The 19,443-nt window shown below is 69.3% G+C and carries 14 protein-coding genes (1 of these 14 cut by a window edge); 3 read left to right on the plus strand and 11 right to left on the minus strand.

Annotation, left to right across the window (positions count from 1 at the left end; translation table 11 throughout):
- The 3 genes from ACRXBZ_RS14345 to istA all read right to left on the minus strand — a co-directional run.
- Positions 1-48: the 5' end (the start) of an IS110 family RNA-guided transposase gene (locus ACRXBZ_RS14345; protein WP_433879553.1), read on the minus strand. 903 nt of this gene lie to the left of the window's left edge; 48 of the gene's 951 nt are visible here — the first part of the coding sequence; the start codon lies at positions 46-48; its stop codon lies off the left edge, out of view.
- A gap of 468 nt (positions 49-516) precedes the next feature.
- Positions 517-1,290: an IS21-like element helper ATPase IstB gene (istB, locus tag ACRXBZ_RS14350; protein WP_433879554.1), complete on the minus strand. Its 774-nt coding sequence runs from the start codon at positions 1,288-1,290 to the stop codon at positions 517-519.
- On the minus strand, positions 1,287-2,759 hold the full coding sequence (gene istA, locus ACRXBZ_RS14355) for an IS21 family transposase (protein WP_433883877.1): 1,473 nt from the start codon (positions 2,757-2,759) through the stop codon (positions 1,287-1,289). The genes istB and istA overlap by 4 nt, the downstream gene beginning before the upstream one ends.
- 387 nt (positions 2,760-3,146) lie before the next feature.
- Here istA and ACRXBZ_RS14360 point away from each other — a divergent pair, with 387 nt between their 5' ends.
- Positions 3,147-3,503 (plus strand): Rv3235 family protein, encoded by a 357-nt coding sequence (locus tag ACRXBZ_RS14360; RefSeq protein WP_433879555.1) that lies wholly within the window; start codon positions 3,147-3,149, stop codon positions 3,501-3,503.
- Here the strand turns inward: ACRXBZ_RS14360 and secA are convergent, their stop codons facing one another.
- The 7 genes from secA to ACRXBZ_RS14395 all read right to left on the minus strand — a co-directional run bounded on the left by secA (position 3,504) and on the right by ACRXBZ_RS14395 (position 13,772).
- Positions 3,504-6,389 carry a preprotein translocase subunit SecA gene (gene secA, locus ACRXBZ_RS14365; protein WP_433879556.1) on the minus strand — a complete coding sequence of 962 codons (2,886 nt, stop codon included), beginning with the start codon at positions 6,387-6,389 and terminating at the stop codon, positions 3,504-3,506.
- Between the two features lie 183 nt (positions 6,390-6,572).
- On the minus strand, positions 6,573-7,250 hold the full coding sequence (gene hpf, locus ACRXBZ_RS14370; RefSeq protein WP_433879557.1) for a ribosome hibernation-promoting factor, HPF/YfiA family: 678 nt from the start codon (positions 7,248-7,250) through the stop codon (positions 6,573-6,575).
- Positions 7,251-7,667: 417 nt separating this feature from the next.
- The gene (locus ACRXBZ_RS14375; protein ID WP_433879558.1) at positions 7,668-8,354 is read right to left on the minus strand and encodes a ComF family protein; all 687 of its coding nucleotides are present in this window, start codon (positions 8,352-8,354) and stop codon (positions 7,668-7,670) included.
- Positions 8,355-8,409: 55 nt separating this feature from the next.
- A complete protein-coding gene (locus ACRXBZ_RS14380; protein ID WP_433879559.1) occupies positions 8,410-10,140 on the minus strand; it encodes an LpqB family beta-propeller domain-containing protein in 1,731 nt (576 codons plus the stop codon).
- Entirely contained in the window at positions 10,137-11,897 is a 1,761-nt protein-coding gene (mtrB, locus tag ACRXBZ_RS14385) for an MtrAB system histidine kinase MtrB (RefSeq protein WP_433879560.1), read from the minus strand. The genes ACRXBZ_RS14380 and mtrB overlap by 4 nt, the downstream gene beginning before the upstream one ends.
- Before the next feature lie 291 nt (positions 11,898-12,188).
- On the minus strand, positions 12,189-12,866 hold the full coding sequence (mtrA, locus tag ACRXBZ_RS14390) for an MtrAB system response regulator MtrA (protein ID WP_433883878.1): 678 nt from the start codon (positions 12,864-12,866) through the stop codon (positions 12,189-12,191).
- Between the two features lie 258 nt (positions 12,867-13,124).
- Complete coding sequence (locus ACRXBZ_RS14395) at positions 13,125-13,772, minus strand: dTMP kinase (RefSeq protein WP_433883879.1); 648 nt, start codon at positions 13,770-13,772, stop codon at positions 13,125-13,127.
- Positions 13,773-14,090: 318 nt separating this feature from the next.
- Between ACRXBZ_RS14395 and ACRXBZ_RS14400 the strand changes: the two genes are divergently transcribed.
- A complete protein-coding gene (locus ACRXBZ_RS14400; protein WP_433879561.1) occupies positions 14,091-14,354 on the plus strand; it encodes an OsmC family protein in 264 nt (87 codons plus the stop codon).
- A 382-nt stretch (positions 14,355-14,736) separates the two neighbouring features.
- The gene (locus tag ACRXBZ_RS14405) at positions 14,737-17,490 is read left to right on the plus strand and encodes an alpha/beta hydrolase family protein (protein WP_433879562.1); all 2,754 of its coding nucleotides are present in this window, start codon (positions 14,737-14,739) and stop codon (positions 17,488-17,490) included.
- Between the two features lie 404 nt (positions 17,491-17,894).
- Here the strand turns inward: ACRXBZ_RS14405 and ACRXBZ_RS14410 are convergent, their stop codons facing one another.
- Positions 17,895-19,433, minus strand: coding sequence for an amino acid permease (locus ACRXBZ_RS14410; RefSeq protein ID WP_433879563.1), 1,539 nt, complete (start codon positions 19,431-19,433; stop codon positions 17,895-17,897).
- Between the last annotated feature and the right edge of the window lie 10 nt (positions 19,434-19,443).

Here is a 19,443-nt window from a genome sequence, read left to right on the forward strand (position 1 = left end):
ATCCAGTGCCGCGACCCGCTGCACGATCTCCAGGGGCTGCTCAGTCATCTCGTCCACACAACTCACTCCACTCCAGCTCGGCCTACCAGGTGGCCACTCGGGCAGCTGCGGGCATAGCAAGAGTCGGACTCACGTGCTCAAAGCAACAAGGCAGGGCCCCTCAACCAGCTGCCAGCGTCAGGCTGTTGCACGGTCTCCGCGCACCAAGGCTCTACGACGTCGGCGAGCGACCAGCCCCGATTTTCCGCCCGACACGAGCGTCTGGTGAAGACCTCGATGGCTGTTGGCGAATGGTCTGGGTAGGTGGTCGCTTAGCGGAACCTGAGAGGCTCCCCGGACTGCGGGTGCCCCTCCTGACGTATGACCAATACACGGCGGAGGGGCCGTCCTCACCAGAAAACCTCTCAGAACCCGCTGTCAACGGACGTTTGGTAGTCCGGATGGGTGGACAGTTGGCCCCCGGGGTGGTGGACATCGGTGTTCCGGGTTGATGGACAGCGGTTCTCCGGGGGGTGGTCAGTTCAACGGGATCACCCCCTTGCCGGCGAGTGCTTCGGCGAGTCGGTGGGAGTCGCCCTTGGTGGTGACGAGGTGTGCGTGGTGCAGTAGCCGGTCGACTGTCGCGGTGGCGAGGGTTTTGGGCAGGATCGAGTCGAAGCCGCTGGGGTGGATGTTGCTGGTGACTGCGATGGAGCGGCGTTCGTAGGCGGCGTCGGTGATCCGGTAGAACGCTTCGGCGGCGTCTTGCCCGGTGGGCAGCATGCCGATGTCGTCGATGACGATGAGGTCGCAGCCGCAGATCTTGCTGATGGCGCGCGCTATGGTGCCGTCGACTTTGGCTTTGCCGACCGCGGTGGTCAGGGTTTCCAGGGTGAACCACGCGACGCGCATGTCGTTTTCGATGGCCGCGTGTGCCAGGGCCTCGACGAAGTGGCTCTTGCCCGTGCCGGAAGGTCCCGCGACCGCAAGATTCTCTTGCCTGCCAACCCATTCCAGAGTGGACAGGGCGTTCTGGGTGGCCTCGGGAATCGAGGATTTCTCGGGCCGCCAGGAGGAGAACGTCTTGCCGGTGGGGAAGTTCGCGGTCTTGCGGCGTTGCCTGCGGGTGGCCGAGGCTCGCCCGGTGACTTCTTCGTCGAGCAGGACACGCAGGACTTCAGCGGGATCCCAGCGCTGGGCGCGGGCGGTGGCGAGCACGTCGGGTGCGGCTTTGCGCAGGTAGGGCAGCCGCATCCGGCGCAGGATACGATCCAGCTCGTCGGGGATGGCGGGTGCTTTGGGGCTGCTCATGCGCCGAACACCTCCCACCCCCGGGTGCCGGGCTGGACCGAGTGGTTCTCGTCGGCCCGGATGACCGTCTCGGCCGGTCCGCGGGCGGTGATGTGGTCACAGATCGAGGCGAGGTCGTCCTCGGCGAACCTGCCGGCGATCGCGGCCAGCCCCAGCGCCTCGTCGACGCGGTCGGTGCCGAGCAGGGCGGCGAGCTCGACCGCCCGGGCCATCTTGGCGCGGATGCGGGTCACGCCGGTCGCAGCCGCCTCGACCAGCCAGCGTCTGGCCCCTTCGCCCACAGCGAGGAACGCGACCTCTTCCGGGGTGCGGGCGCGCACCTTGGGCGTGCGGGGCAGGTTCCCGCCCGGATGGTGCGGGTAGTGGGCGTCGGCGATGCGCGGGTTGCCCGGGGTGGACAGCTCGTGCCGGGCGATCTCGGCCGGCCCGGCCGGGCTCCGGCCGGTGATGACCAGCTCGTCGCCGGTCACCCGGACCCATACCTTGCTGCCCTGATATCCGTCCGGGGTGGAGTAGCGCACCGACCCGAACCGGATCGTCTGATCGGTGTCCACCAGACGTTCCTCGCCCAGCGCGATCGCGTGTGGTTCGGCGGGTAGGACATGCAAATGCTGCCGTTCGGCCGCCAGCCGCTGCACCGGTGCCGTCCCGGTCTCCCGGTGCGGGCGGGCGTTGACGCGTTCACACCACTCAAAGCACGCATCCGCGAGTTCGGTGAACGAGGAGTAGTCCGGCAGCAGGTTCGCCGTCGTGGGCACCAGGTCCGCTTTAGCGATCTTCACCGTGTGTTCTGAGCCGCCTTTGGACTCCGGGTCGAACGGCTCGCATGTCTCGACCTTGCAGCCGTAGTGCCGGCCCGCGGCGACGATGTCGGGATGCCGCACCGGTACCCCGGCCACCCTGTCAATCGTCACCGTCCTCGGATTGTCGGTGAGCAGATAGGTTGGTGCGCCACCGATCCTGCGGAGCATCATGTCCACACAGGACACCAGGGTGCCCAGAGTCTGGTCCCACACCGGCAGCACCACCCGGTATCGTGACCACGACAGCCACGCGCAGAACAACTGAGTACGGCGGCCACCGACCCGCGGGCCTTCGCCCCAGTCGAACTGGCACCACATGCCCGGCTCGGGCACCCACGGCCGGTACTTGCGCCGGTGCCCGGCCCGAAACGCCGCTTTCGCCTCGGCCACCGCACGCCGCGTGGAGCGGTCGGTGCCGGTGAACCCCATCGCCACCAGACGCTGGTGCACCACATCCGCGCGCACCCTGCCCTGGGATGCCTCCACCAGCTCCTCGAGCTTGCCCACAAACGGGTCGATCGAGCGAGCCCGGCGAGTTCGCACCAGCGGATCCCGCCCGGCATCGCGGATCGCGACGTAACGCGTCACGGTCTTCTCATCCACCCCAGCCAACTGGGCAGCGGAGTGCGCGCAGCGGGTGAGGTCGAACGCTTCCAAAATCTCCATGATCTCCCTGTCAGACTTGGTCACGGGATCCCTCCAGGACGACGTCGGCATTGATCAGCAATCAGAGCCAACCCCGCCGGAGGGATCCCTCCCCGCATTACTGCTCAGGCGTGTCCCGGAGATCACACGTCCGCACACCCGGAAATCTCATGTCCGCCGATCCGGACCAAACTGTCCACCCACCCAGATTTTTCCGTGTCCGCTGACACCCGCCAACGGTCGTCCTGGCAAGGTGAACGCAAGCGGCTACGCCGCTTCCAAAGGCGCAGACGGCATTCGCCGACAGGCTCTCACACGATAGAAGTGTTCCGGGGCCGAAGGTGACCGGATCCGCAGCGCAAGTTCCTCAGTTAAGCGGGGGCAGTCCGCCGAACGCCCGGAGGTGCCATGACCGCAGTGTTGACGATCGAGACGCCGCTGGCCGAGACGGTGGCCGGTAGCAGCGCTTCCGCCGTCGCCGAGTTCATCGGCGAGCAGGTCTTCGAAGTGCTGTCCGGGCGCCGGGCCATGCAGGAGGTACGCGAGCACGTCTCGCGGGAAGTGGCCGGGCTGCTGCTGACGACCCGGCTGCACGCGACACAAGTCCCGGACTACCGGCTGCGTTCCGTTCACGCCTGCCTGGTCACCGGGTTCACGGTGGAGGCCTGCATGATCGTCGGAACGCGCTACCGGGTCCGGGCCCTGGTCATGCGCGTCGAACAGGACGACGGGCGCTGGGTTTGCACCCTGTTGTCCCTGGTCTGATCAGCGCTTCTTCTGCTTCTTCGACTCGGCTCGGGCGGCCGCCCGGCGCTCGCGACGGGTGCCGCCGCGCGCCTCCGGGCCCTGGTCCGTGTCGCTGCTGGTCTCCACGCCGCCGGTCTCGTCCGGCCCGGAGTAGCTCAGCCCGTGCTGCTGCGGCGAACCGAGGCCCTTGCCGCGCAGCGCGGACGGGACCTGCTCGCCGTCTCCCGCCGGCGCGAGCTGGCTCAACGCGGGGCCGGCGGACGCATGCCGGGCCCGCTTGGGCCGCGGTTGCGCGGCCTGCTGCGGGGCCGGTTGCGTCGGCTGCGGGGTCTGGGGCACGTCCGGAGTGCCGCTGCCGACCTGGCTCACCGACACCGGCACCGCCGGGGCATCCGGCGCGGGCTGCGGCTCGGCCGCCTCGACCTGGACGTTGAACAGGAATCCGACAGACTCCTCCTTGAGCGCCTCCAGCATCGCCCCGAACATGTCGAAGCCCTCGCGGCGGTACTCGATCAACGGGTCGCGCTGCGCCATCGCACGCAGCCCGATGCCCTCCTTGAGGTAGTCCATCTCGTAGAGGTGTTCGCGCCACTTGCGGTCCAGGACGCTGAGCACCACCCGGCGCTCGAGCTCGCGCATCGCGCCCGGCCCGACCTTGCCGTCGACCTCCGCCTCGCGCTTCGCGTACCCGTCGCGCGCGTCCTCCAGGACGAGTTCCAGCAGGCGCTCCTTGGACAGGTCCTCCTCATCCTCGACGAGCGCTTCCCAGCCGATCGACACCGGGTAGAGGGCCTTCAGCGCGGTCCAGAGCTTCTCGAAGTCCCAGTCCTCGGCGTAGCCCTCGGCGGTCTCCGCGTCGACGTAGGCGGTCACCACGTCGGTGAGCATGTGCATTACCTGCTCGTGCAGGTCCTCACCGGCCAGCACGCGGTGCCGCTCGTCGTAGATGACGGTCCGCTGCTGGTTCATGACCTCGTCGTACTTGAGGACGTTCTTGCGGATCTCCATGTTCTGCTGCTCGACCTGGGTCTGCGCGCTGCGGATGGCGCGGCTGACCATCTTGTGCTCGATCGGCACGTCGTCGGGCACCTTGAGCCGGGTCATCACGGTCTCGACCATCGCGGCGTTGAAGCGCCGCATCAGCTCGTCGCCCAGCGACAGGTAGAACCGAGACTCGCCGGGGTCGCCCTGCCGTCCGGAACGGCCGCGGAGCTGGTTGTCGATGCGCCGCGACTCGTGCCGCTCGGTACCCAGCACGTAGAGGCCGCCGACCTCGCGGATCTCCTCGCCCTCGGCCTTGGCCTGCGCGGTGATCTTTTCAACCACCGCAGGCCATTCGGCTTCGTACTGCTCGCGGTTCTCCACCGGGTCGAGGCCGCGGCTGCGCAGTTCGGCGTCGGCGAGGTGGTCGATGTTGCCGCCGAGCACGATGTCGGTACCGCGACCGGCCATGTTGGTGGCGACCGTGACCGCGCCCTTGCGGCCCGCCTCGGCAATGATCGCGGCTTCCCGCGCGTGGTTCTTCGCGTTCAGCACGTTGTGCGGGATGCCCTTTTGGGTGAGCAGCTTCGACAGGTACTCGGAGCGCTCCACGCTGGTGGTGCCCACCAGGACCGGCTGGCCCGCCTGGTACCGCTCCTCGATGTCCTCGGCGACCGCTTCGAACTTCGCCGGCTCGGTCTTGTAGACCAGGTCCGGCTGGTCGGCACGGGCCATCGGCTTGTTGGTCGGGATCGGCACCACGCCGAGCTTGTAGGTGGTGTGGAACTCGGCAGCCTCGGTCTCGGCCGTACCGGTCATGCCGGCCAGCTTGTCGTAGAGGCGGAAGTAGTTCTGCAGCGTGATCGTGGCCAGAGTCTGGTTCTCGGCCTTGATCTCGACGCCTTCCTTGGCCTCGATCGCCTGGTGCATGCCCTCGTTGTAGCGGCGCCCGGCCAGGATGCGGCCGGTGAACTCGTCGACGATCAGCACCTCGCCGTCGCGGACGATGTAGTCCTTGTCACACTTGTAGAGCTCTTTGGCCTTCAGCGCGTTGTTGAGGTAGCCGACCAGCGGGGTGTTGGCCGCCTCGTAGAGGTTGTCGATGCCGAGCTGGTCCTCGATGAGGGTGACGCCGTCTTCGGTGACGCCGACAGTGCGCTTGCGCTCGTCCACCTCGTAGTGCTGGTCGCGCTTGAGCATCGGGGCGAGCCGGGCGAACTCCTGGTACCAGCGCGAGGACTGGTCGGCGGGACCGGAGATGATCAGCGGCGTCCGGGCCTCGTCGATCAGGATGGAGTCGACCTCGTCGACGACGGCGAAGTTGTGCCCGCGCTGCACGCAGTCGGCCAGGCTCCAGGCCATGTTGTCGCGCAGGTAGTCGAAGCCGAACTCGTTGTTCGTGCCGTAGGTGATGTCCGCCGCGTAGGCCTTGCGCCGCTGCTCCGGCGTCATGTCGGCCAGGATCGCGCCGACTTCCAGGCCGAGGAAGCGGTGCACGCGGCCCATCCACTCGGCGTCGCGGCGTGCCAGGTAGTCGTTGGTCGTGACGACGTGCACACCCTTGCCGGTGATCGCGTTGAGGTAGGCGGGCAGCACGCAGGTCAGGGTCTTACCCTCACCGGTCTTCATCTCGGCGATGTTGCCGAGGTGCAGGGTCGCGCCGCCCATCAGCTGCACGTCGAAGTGGCGCTGGCCCAGAGTGCGCTTGGCGCCCTCCCGAGCCACCGCGAAGGCTTCGGGCAGCAGTTCGTCGAGGGCTTCACCTTCGGCGTGCCGGCGTTTGAACTCGTCAGTCTTGCCCCGCAGCTCGGCGTCGGACAGTGCGACGACGTCCTTTTCAAGCTCGTTGATGTGCGCCGCGATGTTGCGCAGACGCTTGAGCATCTTGCCCTCGCCGGCGCGGAGCAGTCGGGACAGGACCATCCGGTCGACCTCACTAGCTGATCGTGACGCGTCCGTCACGGACGCTTTGTGGCCATCGTATTAGAGCTGGTGATGGGGACCCGCGATACGGTGCGGCCCCGGCGGGCCCTACACGCGGCTGTCCCCCGCGAACCACGGTACGCGGGGGACAGCCGTTCGGGTCGGCGTTGGCGCAGACTCGCCCTACAGGGCGTCCGCCAACCTGATCACGCCGTAGTCGAATCCCTTCCGCCGGTAGACCACGCTCGGCCTACCGCTATCGGCGTCGGAGAAGAGGTAGAAGTCGTGTCCGACCAGTTCCATCTCGTAGAGGGCCTGGTCGACGGTCATCGGTTTGGCCGGGTGTTCCTTCTCTCGGACGACCCGACCAGGTTCGTACCCGTCCTCCGCGGCCATCCGCTGTTCCGGTACCTCGGCGGCGTGCTCGTCCACCTCCCGGGGCGCTTCCAGCAGCGCGGTCCGGCCTTCGGCCGCGGCGGCGCCCTGGCCCATCACCACGGGCCGGTCCGCCATCGCTGCGGTCGCCTCGGCCACAGAAGTCGGGTTGTGCTGTCCGTAGTGCACCTTTCTACGGTCGTGCATGCGCCGGAGCCTGCTCTCCAGCTTGGTCGTCGCGGCGTCGAGTGCGGCGTAGAAATCGCCGGCGCAGGCCTCGGCACGAACGGGCGTGCCCTTGCCCATCAGCGTGATCTCGACTCGCTGGCAGTTCTTGGCCTGGCGGGGATTCCGCTCGTGGAACAGTTCCACATCAGCCCGAATGGCCTTCTTGTTGTACCGCTCAAGCCGGGTCAGCTTTGAATTGACGTGCTCCCGGTAGTGCTCGGGAACCTCGACGTTGCGACCCTTGACGACGATGTCCATTCACGACCTCCGTTCCTTGCGTGCCGTAGGCGAGGTGTGCTCGGCGGGCGCCGCGGAAGGCAATCAGCTCACTTCCGGCGCCAGGGACATGGACTTTCGCTCCTTCCCTCCGCCTCGGTTGGCTGGATTGAGTGGCACGTTAGCTCGGTTTACCGATTTGTGACACCCCCCTTGTCGGGCGAAGTCAAGCGGCCACCGAGAGTGATTGGTGCCACCGTTCGAAGCATGAAGCAGGGTGAACCATCCGTACCCGTGGAACCCCATCGGACTCAATTTTCACCCGTTCGGAGGCTACGCGCAGTAGCTCCGCGCCGGGTCGCCGAAGGACCGGGTTGTGCCTGCTCACAACGGGAAAACGTGTGGACGGCAGGTGAAGTTCCCGAGGCCGTTCGGCCAACCGCAATCCACCCGAATGCTTCAGCCCGCCGTCGCGGTCAGGCTGAGCACCGCAGCGACTTCGACACCTGCGGTTCCGAGCACCGCCACGCAGCTCGCGGCTGTCGCCGCGGTGGTGATGACGTCGTCGATCACGGCTACTTGCGCCGTCGGAGGTGGAATTCGACCTGTCCGGCCGAGCACTCGGCCGGACAGGTTGCGCACTCGTTCGGCCGCATCCAGACCGGCCGAGTCCGCCGCCCCACGTGCGGTGATCAGGCAATCCGCGACGACCGAGGGTTGACCAGAGGCGGTCAGCGCGGCCGCCGCCCGGTGCGCGATGCGGGACATGTGCGCGCCACCCCGGCGACGGGATGCGATCGCCCTCGACGGCGCCGGCACCAGACACCACGCCTGGTCGAGCCGGTGCTCCGCAGCGATCGCGCACAGCCCGACCGCGAGGTGCCGGGCCAGCGGCTCGGCTAGGTGGCGGCGACCGGACTCCTTGTAGGCGAGCACCGCACGGCGGGCCGCGCCCCGGTACCTGCCGAGCGCGTACGCCGGTGGACCCGGTTCGAGCAGCGGTCGTTCGACGCGGCGGAGCCCGCCCAGCTCGCGCGAGCAGTCCCGGCACCAGGCCGTGCCCGCCACGTCGCAGCCCGCGCAGCGCAGCGGCAGCATCAGGTCGACCAACCCGGAAAGCCCGGCGCCGAGCCAAGGAACGCGCATCGGCAGATCGTGCCGCAGATCGCTCGCCCGACTCACCGACGCGTGTCGGGTCCGGTCAGCCGGGGAAGAACGGGATGGAGCCACCGCGGATCGGGACCGGGAGCAGCGACCAGACGTCGTCGGTGTCCCGGGACTCCCAGATCCCGCTGCGGTCGCCGACAACCACCCGGCCACCGCTTGCGACCGTCACCGCTTTCAACGGCTGGCCGAGGTTAGCCGCGGTGAACGGGGCCCAGCGGAACCCGTCGACCGACACCTCGAATACCGGCGTGGTGTTGCTGTCGGTGACCGCCACCAGCGAGTCGTTCTGCAGCCACTCGACGCCGGTGATCCGCACTTCCTCCGGGGACGGCAGCTCGATCGGCCGCTGCAGCACCACCCGATCGTCCTGATCGGACACTCCGGCCACCACGAGCCGCCCGTTGACCACCGCCGCGACCCGGGTGCCGTCGCGGGACAGCCGCAGGTCGTTGATCGGCCCGCGACCGGAGAGCGCCCCGGCATCCACTTGACGCGGCACCCAGCTGTTGCCGCTGGCCAGCGCGCGGACCACGTCGCGACCGTCCACAACGGTCCACACTTCGAATTTCCCGCGCCAGGTCGGTTTGCTCATGTCGGCACCGGTAGTCGGGAGTTCGGGCAGGTGCCCGCCGTAGCGGCCGACCCGCAGCTCGACACCGACGCCACCGGGGCGTCGGGTGACCGCCGCGAGCTGTGCGCCGTCGGGCGACTGCCCGGCCCGGAGCACGTCGTACTCGCCCGAGCCGGCCGGGCCCGGGATCGGCGGCGCGTTCTCGTTCAGGACCACCAGCCGCTCGTCGACCACGGCCAACCCGGGCAAGTCCTGGCGCGGGATGTTGTTGGTCTCGTAGGACCCGAGGTCGGTAGGCCACAGATCCTTCCCGTCCGACAGCAGCGGCGAGCCCTCCACCTTCAGCCGCACGCGTGCGTTGCTGACGCTTTGCAGGGTGAACACGACCTGGGCCGCGATCAGCCGACGGTTTTCGCGCGGCAAAGTTCCGAGATCGCTGAGGTTGACCTCCAGGGCACCGTCCCTGGTTTCGGTGGGGTTGGTCTTCGGATGCACCCCGGCGGGGATGGCCGTGTGCATCGCAGACTGCAGACCTTCGGACGGCCCGCTGGTCAGCAGGTCGACGACCCGCCTGGGCAGCGTACTCGCCGGCTGCGACACCACGTACCGCAAATCCGGGACGACGCCGGTCGAGTCGTGGTCCATGAAGTAGATCGGGACCGCCCGGTACACGGCGTTGAACGAGCTCCGGCTGGTGACGAGTTCCGGTGGCGGCGTCGCGATGCGCCACTCGCCGTTCGGCTGCCGCTCCACGCGCACCTGAGTCTGGTACTCACCGGTCTCGGGCACGAAGGACGAGTCCGGCAGAAGCCGCCCCACCTTGTCGGCCTGCAGGCCGACCACCTGCGCACCGTTGGGTAACGGCACGGCAGGCTGCGCCGGGATCGTGTCGACGTTGTCCACGATCAGCAGGCCCGGCGGCGGGGCCCAGGCCCGACCGGCCGGCGGGGTGAGGTGCAGCCGCGCCGACTCGTGGTTGCTCTCCGGGACGGCGGACGAGTTGACGAAGCTGCGGACCAGGGCGAGCGGGTCGGTGCCGCTGGGCGGCTGGGGCACCGGCGCGGTCGCGTTGCTCTCGTCGACCGCCCGGACCGCCTTCGGATCCGAGCTCTCCGGGATCGATGCGCACGCCGACACCGACAGCAGCAGGGCCAACAGCACCGCCACCCGGCGGACGAGACGCACGTCCCTCACTTGTCCTCCCAGGTCTCCTCGGAGAGCCGCGCCGGTCCGAGGTCGCGGATCTCCCGCTCACCGGCCTCCCCGGCCTCGCCATCCTGCGGCGGACCGACGCCGGCTGCGAGCAGCGCCTCCGGCGCCGCGATGCGGCGGTTGCCGGACAGTTGCAGCGGGCTTTCGTCGAACGAGTCCCCCGGCCGTCGGGGCAGGGTGAGCCGGAAGCAGGAGCCCTCGCCGGGCTCACCCCACGCGTCCAGCGTGCCGCCGTGCAACCGGGCGTCTTCCTGGCTGATCGACAGCCCGAGGCCGGTGCCACCGGTGCGCCTGTTCCGGGACGGGTCGGCCCGCCAGAACCGGGTGAACACCAGCTCGGCCTCGCCCGAGCGCAGCCCGACGCCGTAGTCCCGGACGGTCACCGCGACGGCATGCCCGTTCCCGCCGAAGCGGATCTCCACCGGTCCGCCTTCGGCGTGGTCGATTGCGTTGGCCACCAGGTTCCGCATGATCCGCTCCACCCGGCGGGCGTCGGCGACGATGGTGAGATCGGCGCCCGCGGTGGACGGCGCGATCACCCGCAGCGCCACACCGCTGGTGTCGGCGATCGCGCGCAACGACTCCACCGAACGCTCCGCCAGCTCGGTGAGGTCCAGCGGCTCGGCGGCCAGGTCGGCGACGCCGGCGTCCAACCGGGAGATCTCCAGCAGGTCGGCCAGCAGCGATTCGAACCGGTCGAGCTCGTCCACCAGCAACTCGGTCGAGCGGGACAGACCGGGCGGGAACTGCTCCCGGGAGGCGTGCAGCACGTCGGCGGCCATCCGCACCGTGGTCAGCGGGGTGCGCAGCTCATGGGAGACGTCCGAGGTGAACCGGCGCTGCAGCTGGCCGAACTCCTCGAGCTTCGTGATCTGGTGCTTGAGGCTGTCGGCCATCTCGTTGAACGACTCGGCCAGCCGGGCCACATCGTCCTCGCCGATCACCCGCATCCGCTTGTCCAGATCGCCCTCGGCGAGCTGCTCGGCGATCTGCGCGGCCTGCCGCACCGGGCGCACTACCTGGCGGGTCACCAGGTTCGTGATGGCGCCCAGCAGCACCAGCAGCACCAGCGCGCCGAGCAGCAGGGTTTGCTGCACGACCCGGAGGGTGTTCTGCTCGGCGGTCAGCGGGAACAGCAGGTAGACCTGCAGCGGCCGGGTCGCGGTGCTTACCGGGGTGCCCACCGCGAGCATCGTGACAGCACCGGTCTCGTTCGTCACCGTGGTGATCTTGGTGGTCAGCTGGCCGCGCTCGACGAACTGGCGCAGGTCGTCCGGCACGTAGGAGATCGGGCCCGCGGCCGGTTGCAGCCGCCGGTCACCCGGCGCGCGACCGTCGACCAGGACTGGCTCGAACGCCCCGGCCACCGTGTCGGTCGTGGACTGCCCGGAGGACGTCGTCGTCAGCCGGTTCAGCGCGGCCTGCAGCTGTTCGGCGACGTTGTCCGCGTTCGGGTCGACCGCGGTCAGTTCGCGCTCCAGGATCGGCTGGCTGACCTCGACCTGCGAGATCGCGGCGGCCTCCTTGGCGGTCAACAGCTGCGAGGTGATCTGCCACTGCAGCACCATGCCCAGCACGAAGACCACGGCCATCGACAGGGCGAGGGTGCTTACCACGACGCGCAACTGCATCGAGCGCCGCCACAGCGCCTCGAAGCGGCGCCACCGGCTGCGGGCCTCTTCGCGGACACGGCTGATCAGCCGCTGAACCAAGCGGCCTCGACGCGTCCACACGCTCACGGCAACCGTCCCCCGGGCCCCTCCGCGGCTATGACCCGGCTAGCAACTTTGTCAAAGGCTCGACCGACGACCTACACCGGTGTCCGCAACCGGTCGCGAGACCACTGCGCTCGGTGGGAGGTCTTGCCGCCCAAGCCGCTTCTTCCACCACACGCATCTCGCACCACCCCGTCCTCCAGGGGCGGGCCGGGGACGGTGCGGTCTCCGGGGCTGCGACACCACCCCGGAACTTCGCTTGGAAGAGTCGGGGCGCCTGCTCGCGAGCGGGCGCCCCGACTCTCGATCACGACATCACGGGGGGCCGGCCTTGTAACCGACGCCACGGACCGTGAGCACCACCTCGGGGCGCTCCGGGTCGCGCTCCACCTTCGACCGCAGGCGCTGGACGTGGACGTTGACCAACCGGGTGTCGGCGGCATGCCGGTAACCCCACACCTGCTCCAGCAGGACCTCGCGGGTGAACACCTGGCGCGGCTTGCGGGCCAGCGCCACCAGCAGGTCGAACTCCAGTGGGGTCAGCGCGATCGGCTGGCCGTCGCGGGTCACCTCGTGGCCGGGCACGTCGATGGTCACGTCGCCGATGGTCAGCACCTCGGCCGGCTCCGCATCGGTCCTGCGCAGCCGGGCCCGCAGCCGGGCGATCAGCTCCTTCGGCTTGAACGGTTTGACCACGTAGTCGTCGGCGCCGGACTCCAGGCCCAGCACCACGTCGACCGTGTCGCTCTTCGCGGTCAACATCACGATCGGCACGACGGACTCGGTGCGGATGGCCTTGCAGACGTCGATGCCGTTAATCCCCGGCAGCATCAGATCCAGCAGGACAAGGTCCGGCTTGAGCTCCCGCAAGGCAGGCAACGCCTTGGTGCCATCGTTGACGACGGCGGTCTCGAACCCCTCGCCCCGGAGCACGATGGTCAGCATTTCGGCCAGGGCCGGATCGTCGTCCACCACGAGCACGCGTGCCTTCATGGCCAACATGGTTGCACTTGTCACCCCGCCGCCGTGCATCCACCCGCTGATCGTCGTCGCAGGTCGCGGCACAGCGACCGGTTCGACCCAACCGATACCGCCGAATGGAGTACTCACAGCAGTGGTTTTGCACACCGCCGGAACTCCACCGCGGGTGTCGCTCGAATCACACCGCGTAGCAACGAGAACTCGGCCTGGACCTGCACCCTCGGGCGAATGTGCACTTAGGACCGTTCCGCGCGCGGGACCGCCTGCCGCTCACCACACCAGGACGTGCTTGTCGACGAGAGCCGCGAAGTCCACGTGGTTCACGCCGTCTACCACGACCCATGGCGACCACCAGTTCTCCGCCGCAAGCTGCTCGTAGACCTTGCCGCAGCGCTGCTGCAACGACGCATCCGACTCGAAGGCATCGCGCTGGCGGTCCACTTCGGTCCGTTCCCGGTGCTCGGCGCGGGCGGCCGCCACCTCCGACGGAACCTGCAGCAGGATCTGCAGATCCGGTTTCGGCAGCGCGAAGCGCGTCACCTCCAGCTCGTAGACCCAGGCGATGAAGTCGCCGTGTCCGTCCTGGTGGAGCCGAGCGGCGCCGTAAGCGGCGTTCGAGGCGACGTAGCGGTCGAGGAGGACGACGTCGTGCGCGCGGAGGTCCGCGCGTAGCGAGTCCGCCGCGGCACGGCGGTCGAGCGCGTTGAGGACGGCCATGCCGTGGACGGAGCCGCCGAGGTCGCCGTGGCGACCGCGGAGCGCCTCGGCGAAGAGCTCGGCGTGGACGTTGTCCGCGTAGCGCGGGAACGCCGAGCGGGCCACGGAGCGGCCGCGAGCGGTCAGCTCCGCCGCAATCCCGTTGGCGAGCGTGCGCTTGCCAGCGCCGTCCAGACCCTCGATGACGATTAGTCGACCCACGCCAACGACGGTAGTCGAGTCTGTCACCTCCCCTCCGGACGCCCTCGACCACTCGCCCGATTGCACGAATCCGGTTCTACCGCAATCGATTCCATAGTATACAACAAGTATGCCGTAGACGCATTCCTATCGAACGACAGCCACCTGGACCGGCAACACCGGCGACGGACCGCTTCGTACCGCGGCTACAGCCGCGAACACGTCGTGGACATCGACGGCAAGCCGCCGCTGAAGGCGTCGGCCGATCCCGCTTTCCGCGGCGATCCCGAACTCCACAACCCGGAAGTCCTCCTGGTCGCGGCTTTGTCCCAGTGACACATGCTGTGGTACCTCGCGCTGTGCAGCACCTCGGGCTTCGTCGTCACCGCCCACCAGGACGACGCGAGCGGAGACATGGTTGAAGACCCCGACACCGGTTGGCACTTCACCGAGGTCGTGCTCCGCCCACAGGTGACGATCGCCGACGCGGCGATGCTGCCGATGGCCGAGAAGCTGCACGAGCAGGCGCAAAGCAAGTGCTTCATCGCCAACTCGGTCAACTTCCCGGTCCGCCACGAGCCCGAGATCACCACCGCGCAGTGACGTTTGCCGGGGGACTCCGCCGCCCGGCGGCGGACCCCGGCGCAGGTCACCACCGGACCGGCGCTGCTCGCTAAGCCTCCCCTCATCAACACCCGCCCCTTGTCCCAGGAAAGCGATCAAACTTGCTGGTCAGCGCGGCGAAACCGGCTCCGCCGATTGCCTTGCGCGCAGCCGCGGCCGCCTCACCCGAGCCGGGACCAGCTGCTCCCGACGGGCCACAACCCCACCGCCGCGCCAAACCAGCCCAGAAACCTGCGAGGAATCCGGGACATGGGGTACTCCGGGCGATCACAATCGGAGGGGCATAGCTCGCCAGATGTCGATCAGCGGTGGAGAATCGCCACCGACATTTCGACGATCAACAACCGCTCGGGAGGATCCAGTGCAAATACCCGGGCCCGACACCCGCGTCGTCGAGCTGCGGGTACACGGCATCCTCGGCACCACGGGCGACGAGCTGACCGATTCGGTGGCCTCGGTGGACGTCGCCGGCGACGGCATCGGTCGCATCATGCGCCCGGCCGACCGGCTGCGCCGTCCCGTTCCCGGACCGATGCTGTCGGCCGGAGACCGCGCGGTGCCCCGCATCGTCGAAGGCTACGTCTGGGGCGGCATGACCTCCGGCGGCCTGACCAAGGCGACCTGGGCCCTGCTGTTCCCGTTCGCGCTGGCCAACATGGCCCACTGGATGCTGCCGCCGGCCAAGACCGGCAACCCGCTCAGCAGCGCACTCTCGTCCGCGCTGCGCGCGCTGCTCCGGATTTCCGCCGTACTGCTGACGATGCTGTTCGTCGCGCAGTTGACGGTCGTCACCCTGGACCTGGTCGCCGCGCAATGCCTCCAGCCCGGCGTGCCATGCATGGAGTTCGTCCCGGACGCCGTCCGGCGCATCGACATCCTGCGCTCCTCGGCCGCCCTGCTGCCTGTTGGGCTCGTGATCCTCCTAATGCATCGCTTGTCCACTGTGTCCTGGCAAATCTCCGCTCCGAAGACCGACAAACCGCAGCACTCGGCCCGAGCACCGATGCTGCCCGGCGCGAATGTCGTCGCAGACCCGGACACGCCCGCACTGCGCGCACTGCACATCGTCGCCGCACTGTCCACAGTGGCTTTGGTCGCGCTCGGTGGGCCGTTCGCGATCAGCGCCGATCCGCGTTGGCTGGTCGCCGCGGCACTGCTCGCCATCGCCTTGACCGGAACCGTCGCGCTCGACGACCCGGCCCGAATGCAGCTCAACGGCAAGGAGAAGGCGCTGCGGAGCGTTCTCGGTCGCACTCCGCGCCGCGCACTGATCTCCACCGCCGTAGTGCTGTTGTGCTCGGTCGCGTTCCTCCCCGGACCGCTGGCGGGCGAGCTGCCGGGCTCGGGCGCCACGATCGACGCGATCACCGGCGCGCTGGTGATCACCTGCCTCGCGGTGGCCGTCCTGCTCGCGCCCGCCGCACTGCTGGCACGGCCCGGCTGGAAGGCTTGCCCGCCTAGGCTCCGCCCATGGGCTGGTGGCTGGATGACCGCTCCGGTGCTGATGGTCGCGTGCATGCTCGGCAACGGGTTCGGCGCGGGCCTCGGGCTGAGCGTGAGCAAGGCGCTCGGCGCCTCGGAGGAGCCCGGCGACCCGGTGCTGTTGCTGCCCGCCGCGTACGACGACGTGACGATCTTCTGGGGCACGACCGCCGTGCTGCTCCTGGCCGCCGGGATCATCGGAACCCCGTGGATGCTGGTGAAGCGGTGGCGCGCGGGGCTCACCGACAACGACGGTCCCGGCGGGGAGGGCCCGGACGGTCCCTTGGGAGCCGACGACTCGATCCCCGACGAGGTCGCCCTGCTGCACGCGGGTCGACCCGCGGACCAGCGCGCGGCGGCCAATGCCTGGAAGTGGGCGGACCTGCAGCGCCGCTATTCACATCTCGTCCTCCTCGTGATCGCTGGGGTGCTGGCGGTCAGCGCCGCGTTGGCCCTGGTGGCGCGGGTCGCTGAACTGCCGGGCTTCGCCTGGTCCGGCTGGCTGGTCGGAGTGGGGGTCGCCGCGCTCGCGACGCTCGCCGTTGGGTTGCTGCGGATGGTGTACCTGGCCGCCACCAAGCGCGACACGGCCCGCTACCTCGGCGTGCTCTGCGATCTGGCCCTGTTCTGGCCGCGCGAGGCGCATCCCGTGGTGCCACCGTGCTACGCGCTGAAGGTGATCCCCGAACTCGCCGCCCGCGCCACCGTGCACCTCGCCGACCCGAATACCCGCGTGGTGCTCGTCGGGCACAGCCAGGGCAGCCTGCTCGCGGCCGTCGCGACCGCCCGGCTGCTGGAGTCGCTGCCCGAGGCCGACCGCGAACGGGTCGGACTGGTGACCGCGGGCTCCCAGCTCCAGTGGGCTTACCCGCGCGCGTTCCCCGGCGTGGTGCCGCACGCGTCGCTGCGCGACCTCGCCCGCGCGCTCGGCGGTCGCTGGCGCTCGCTGTGCCGCGGCACCGACCCGATCGGCGGCGCGGTGACCACCTGGAACCGGCAGGTATACGACGGCATGCTGATCGGGGTCGGGCTCCGAGCCGACGGCACCGAGGGGCCGCTGCCAGCCGCCACTCGCGGACCGACCGGCGCCCTGGTGCTCGGCGGCGACCACTGGCTCCCGGACCCGCAGCGCGGCCCGTTCTCCTGCCGCCGCTGGGTTCCCGGCGTGCTCGGGCACACCGACTACAGCGGCGACCCGGAATGGGACCGCGCCGTCGCGATGGCCGCAGGCCTGGAAACCCCGGTCCGCGGGGCCGCGCTGCCGCTGCGACCGCAGACCCCGACCCCGGCCCCGGCCCCGGCCCCGGCCCCGGCCACGACACAGACCCCGGCACAGACCCTGGCCACGACGCAGGCCCCGGTGATCACGCCGAAGGCGCCTCACCTGACGGCGCAGGGCGGTGACGGCGGGTCCCTCGGCGAGACCATCGAGGAATTGGCCCGCAAACCGGTCGACGACGAGGAGACGGAGACGGCTTGGGTCGACGAGCGGGAGCGGGCCACCGCAGCGGTGCCGCGGCAGCAGGACACGAGGCCCCGACCGGAGCCGTCGGTGCTACCGGAGATCACCGAACCCCGCGGCCGCACCGCCCCGTGGGAACGCGGCATGCCGCTGCGCTCCTCCGATCGCTGAACGGCGTCGGGCGGCCGGCCACCGGACGTCGGGGATCCGAGGGGCCACCACGACAGCACGCCACGCTCCATGCCTGGCCGAGGGCCGCCTCCGCCAGGCATGGACCAACTCGGCGGCGGTCCACCCGAAGACCTCGCATCACGCACGAAGTCGGCGCACGCGAAGCAGCCATCAGGGCCTCCTGCGCCTCTCCGCCACCCGGATCCCTCCGCTCTGCTGGACGAGCGCGCGGCGGGGTGAATGTTCCTAGTCACAGCTGATTTCGATGTCATGCATCCCATGATCCAGGCCCGAGTCCGGAAGATCATCACTCAGCTAGGTGAACGTTTGTTCGAATGAGGATGCAAAAAGCGGCGCCGCCCTCATGAGGCGGCGCCGCTTCGATCGATCAGCGCGTCACCGGACTACTCGGCCGATTCCGCGTCGCGGGGCACTGCGCCACCTGCGGCCACCTCGTCGGCCTGGCGCTGGCCCAGCCGTGAGTGGGCGCGGCCGTACAGGAAGTAGATCACCACGCCGGCCGCCATCCAGACCACGAACCGGACCCAGGTCAGCGCGGTCAGGTTCAGCATCAGCCAGATGCAGGCGATGATCGCCAGGATCGGCACGAACGGCACCAGCGGGGCGCGGAAGCCGCGCGGCAGGTCGGGCCGGGTCCTGCGGAGCACGATCACGCCGAGCGAGACGAGCACGAAGGCGAACAGCGTGCCGACGTTGACCATCTCTTCCAGCTTGTCCGCCGGGAAGAACCCGGACGCGACGACCACGACCGCACCGACCAGCACGGTCGCCCGGACCGGGGTGCCGGTCTTCGGGTCGGTCTTGGCCAGGCCGCGCGGCACGAGGCCGTCGCGGGACATCGCGAACAGCACGCGGGTCTGCCCCAGCAGCAGCACCATGACGACCGTGGTCAGACCGGCCAGGGCGCCGACCGAGATGATCGCCGCCGCCCAGTTGATGCCGTGCTGGGCGAACGCCGTGGCCAGCGTGGAACGGGTGCCGTCCTCGGCGGTGGCCAGGTCGGAGTAGGGCACCATGCCGGTGACCACCATCGCGACCGCGACGTAGAGCACGGTGACGATCGCCAGGCTGCCGAGGATGCCGCGCGGCGCCATCTTCTGCGGGTTGCGAGTCTCCTCAGCGGTGGTGGCCACGATGTCGAAGCCGATGAAGGCGAAGAACACCAGCGAGGCCGCGGCCAGCAGGCCGAAGACACCGTAGGTGCTGGTCTCGCCGCCGAGGATCAACGACAGCAGGGACTGCTCCAGCTTCGGGCTGTCCTCGGCGGCGGCCTGCGCCGGCGGGATGAACGGGCTGTAGTTCGACGCGTTGACGTAGGCCAGGCCGACCACGATGACCAGCAGCACCACGGCCACCTTGATCAGCGTGATGACCAGGCTGACGCGGGCCGACAGCTTCGTGCCGATGGCCAGCAGGGTGCACAGCACCACCGTGAGCAGCACGGCGCCCCAGTCGAACTGGAGCGGCCCGAGCGGCAGCACCGTGGGCACCTCGAGGCCGATCAGCTTGAGCACCTGCTCCAGGTAGATCGACCAGCCCTTGGCCACCGCGGCCGCCGCGACGGCGAACTCCAGGATCAGGTCCCAGCCGATGATCCAGGCGATGAACTCGCCGAACGTGGCGTAGGAGTACGTGTACGCGCTGCCCGCGACCGGAACGGTGGAGGCGAACTCGGCGTAGCACAGCGCCGCCAGCCCGCAGGCGATCGCCGCGAGCACGAACGCGAGTGATACCGAAGGACCAGTGACATCGCCTGCCGTTCTCGCGGCGAGGGTGAAGATGCCGGCACCGATGACCACGGACACGCCGAAGACGATCAGGTCCCAGGTGCCGAGGTTCTTTCGTAGCTTGGTGTCCGGTTCGTCGGTATCCAGAATGGATTGTTCGACCGACTTGGTTCGCCACAGCCCAGTGCCTGGCACTGTCGCCTCC

Origin of the sequence: Saccharopolyspora hattusasensis (assembly GCF_050972075.1) — a bacterium.
In the GTDB taxonomy this organism is placed as follows: Bacteria; Actinomycetota; Actinomycetes; order Mycobacteriales; family Pseudonocardiaceae; genus Saccharopolyspora; species Saccharopolyspora hattusasensis.

Bases quoted from the DNA above. Each gene is read 5' to 3' on its own strand.
- secA (WP_433879556.1), bottom strand. From the start codon at position 6,389: ATGGTCCTGTCCCGACTGCTCCGCGCCGGCGAGGGCAAGATGCTCAAG.
- ACRXBZ_RS14400 (WP_433879561.1), top strand. From the start codon at position 14,091: ATGCTGTGGTACCTCGCGCTGTGCAGCACCTCGGGCTTCGTCGTCACC.
- ACRXBZ_RS14360 (WP_433879555.1), top strand. From the start codon at position 3,147: ATGACCGCAGTGTTGACGATCGAGACGCCGCTGGCCGAGACGGTGGCC.
- hpf (WP_433879557.1), bottom strand. From the start codon at position 7,250: ATGGACATCGTCGTCAAGGGTCGCAACGTCGAGGTTCCCGAGCACTAC.
- istA (WP_433883877.1), bottom strand. From the start codon at position 2,759: ATGGAGATTTTGGAAGCGTTCGACCTCACCCGCTGCGCGCACTCCGCT.
- istB (WP_433879554.1), bottom strand. From the start codon at position 1,290: ATGAGCAGCCCCAAAGCACCCGCCATCCCCGACGAGCTGGATCGTATC.
- ACRXBZ_RS14375 (WP_433879558.1), bottom strand. From the start codon at position 8,354: ATGCGCGTTCCTTGGCTCGGCGCCGGGCTTTCCGGGTTGGTCGACCTG.
- mtrA (WP_433883878.1), bottom strand. From the start codon at position 12,866: ATGAAGGCACGCGTGCTCGTGGTGGACGACGATCCGGCCCTGGCCGAA.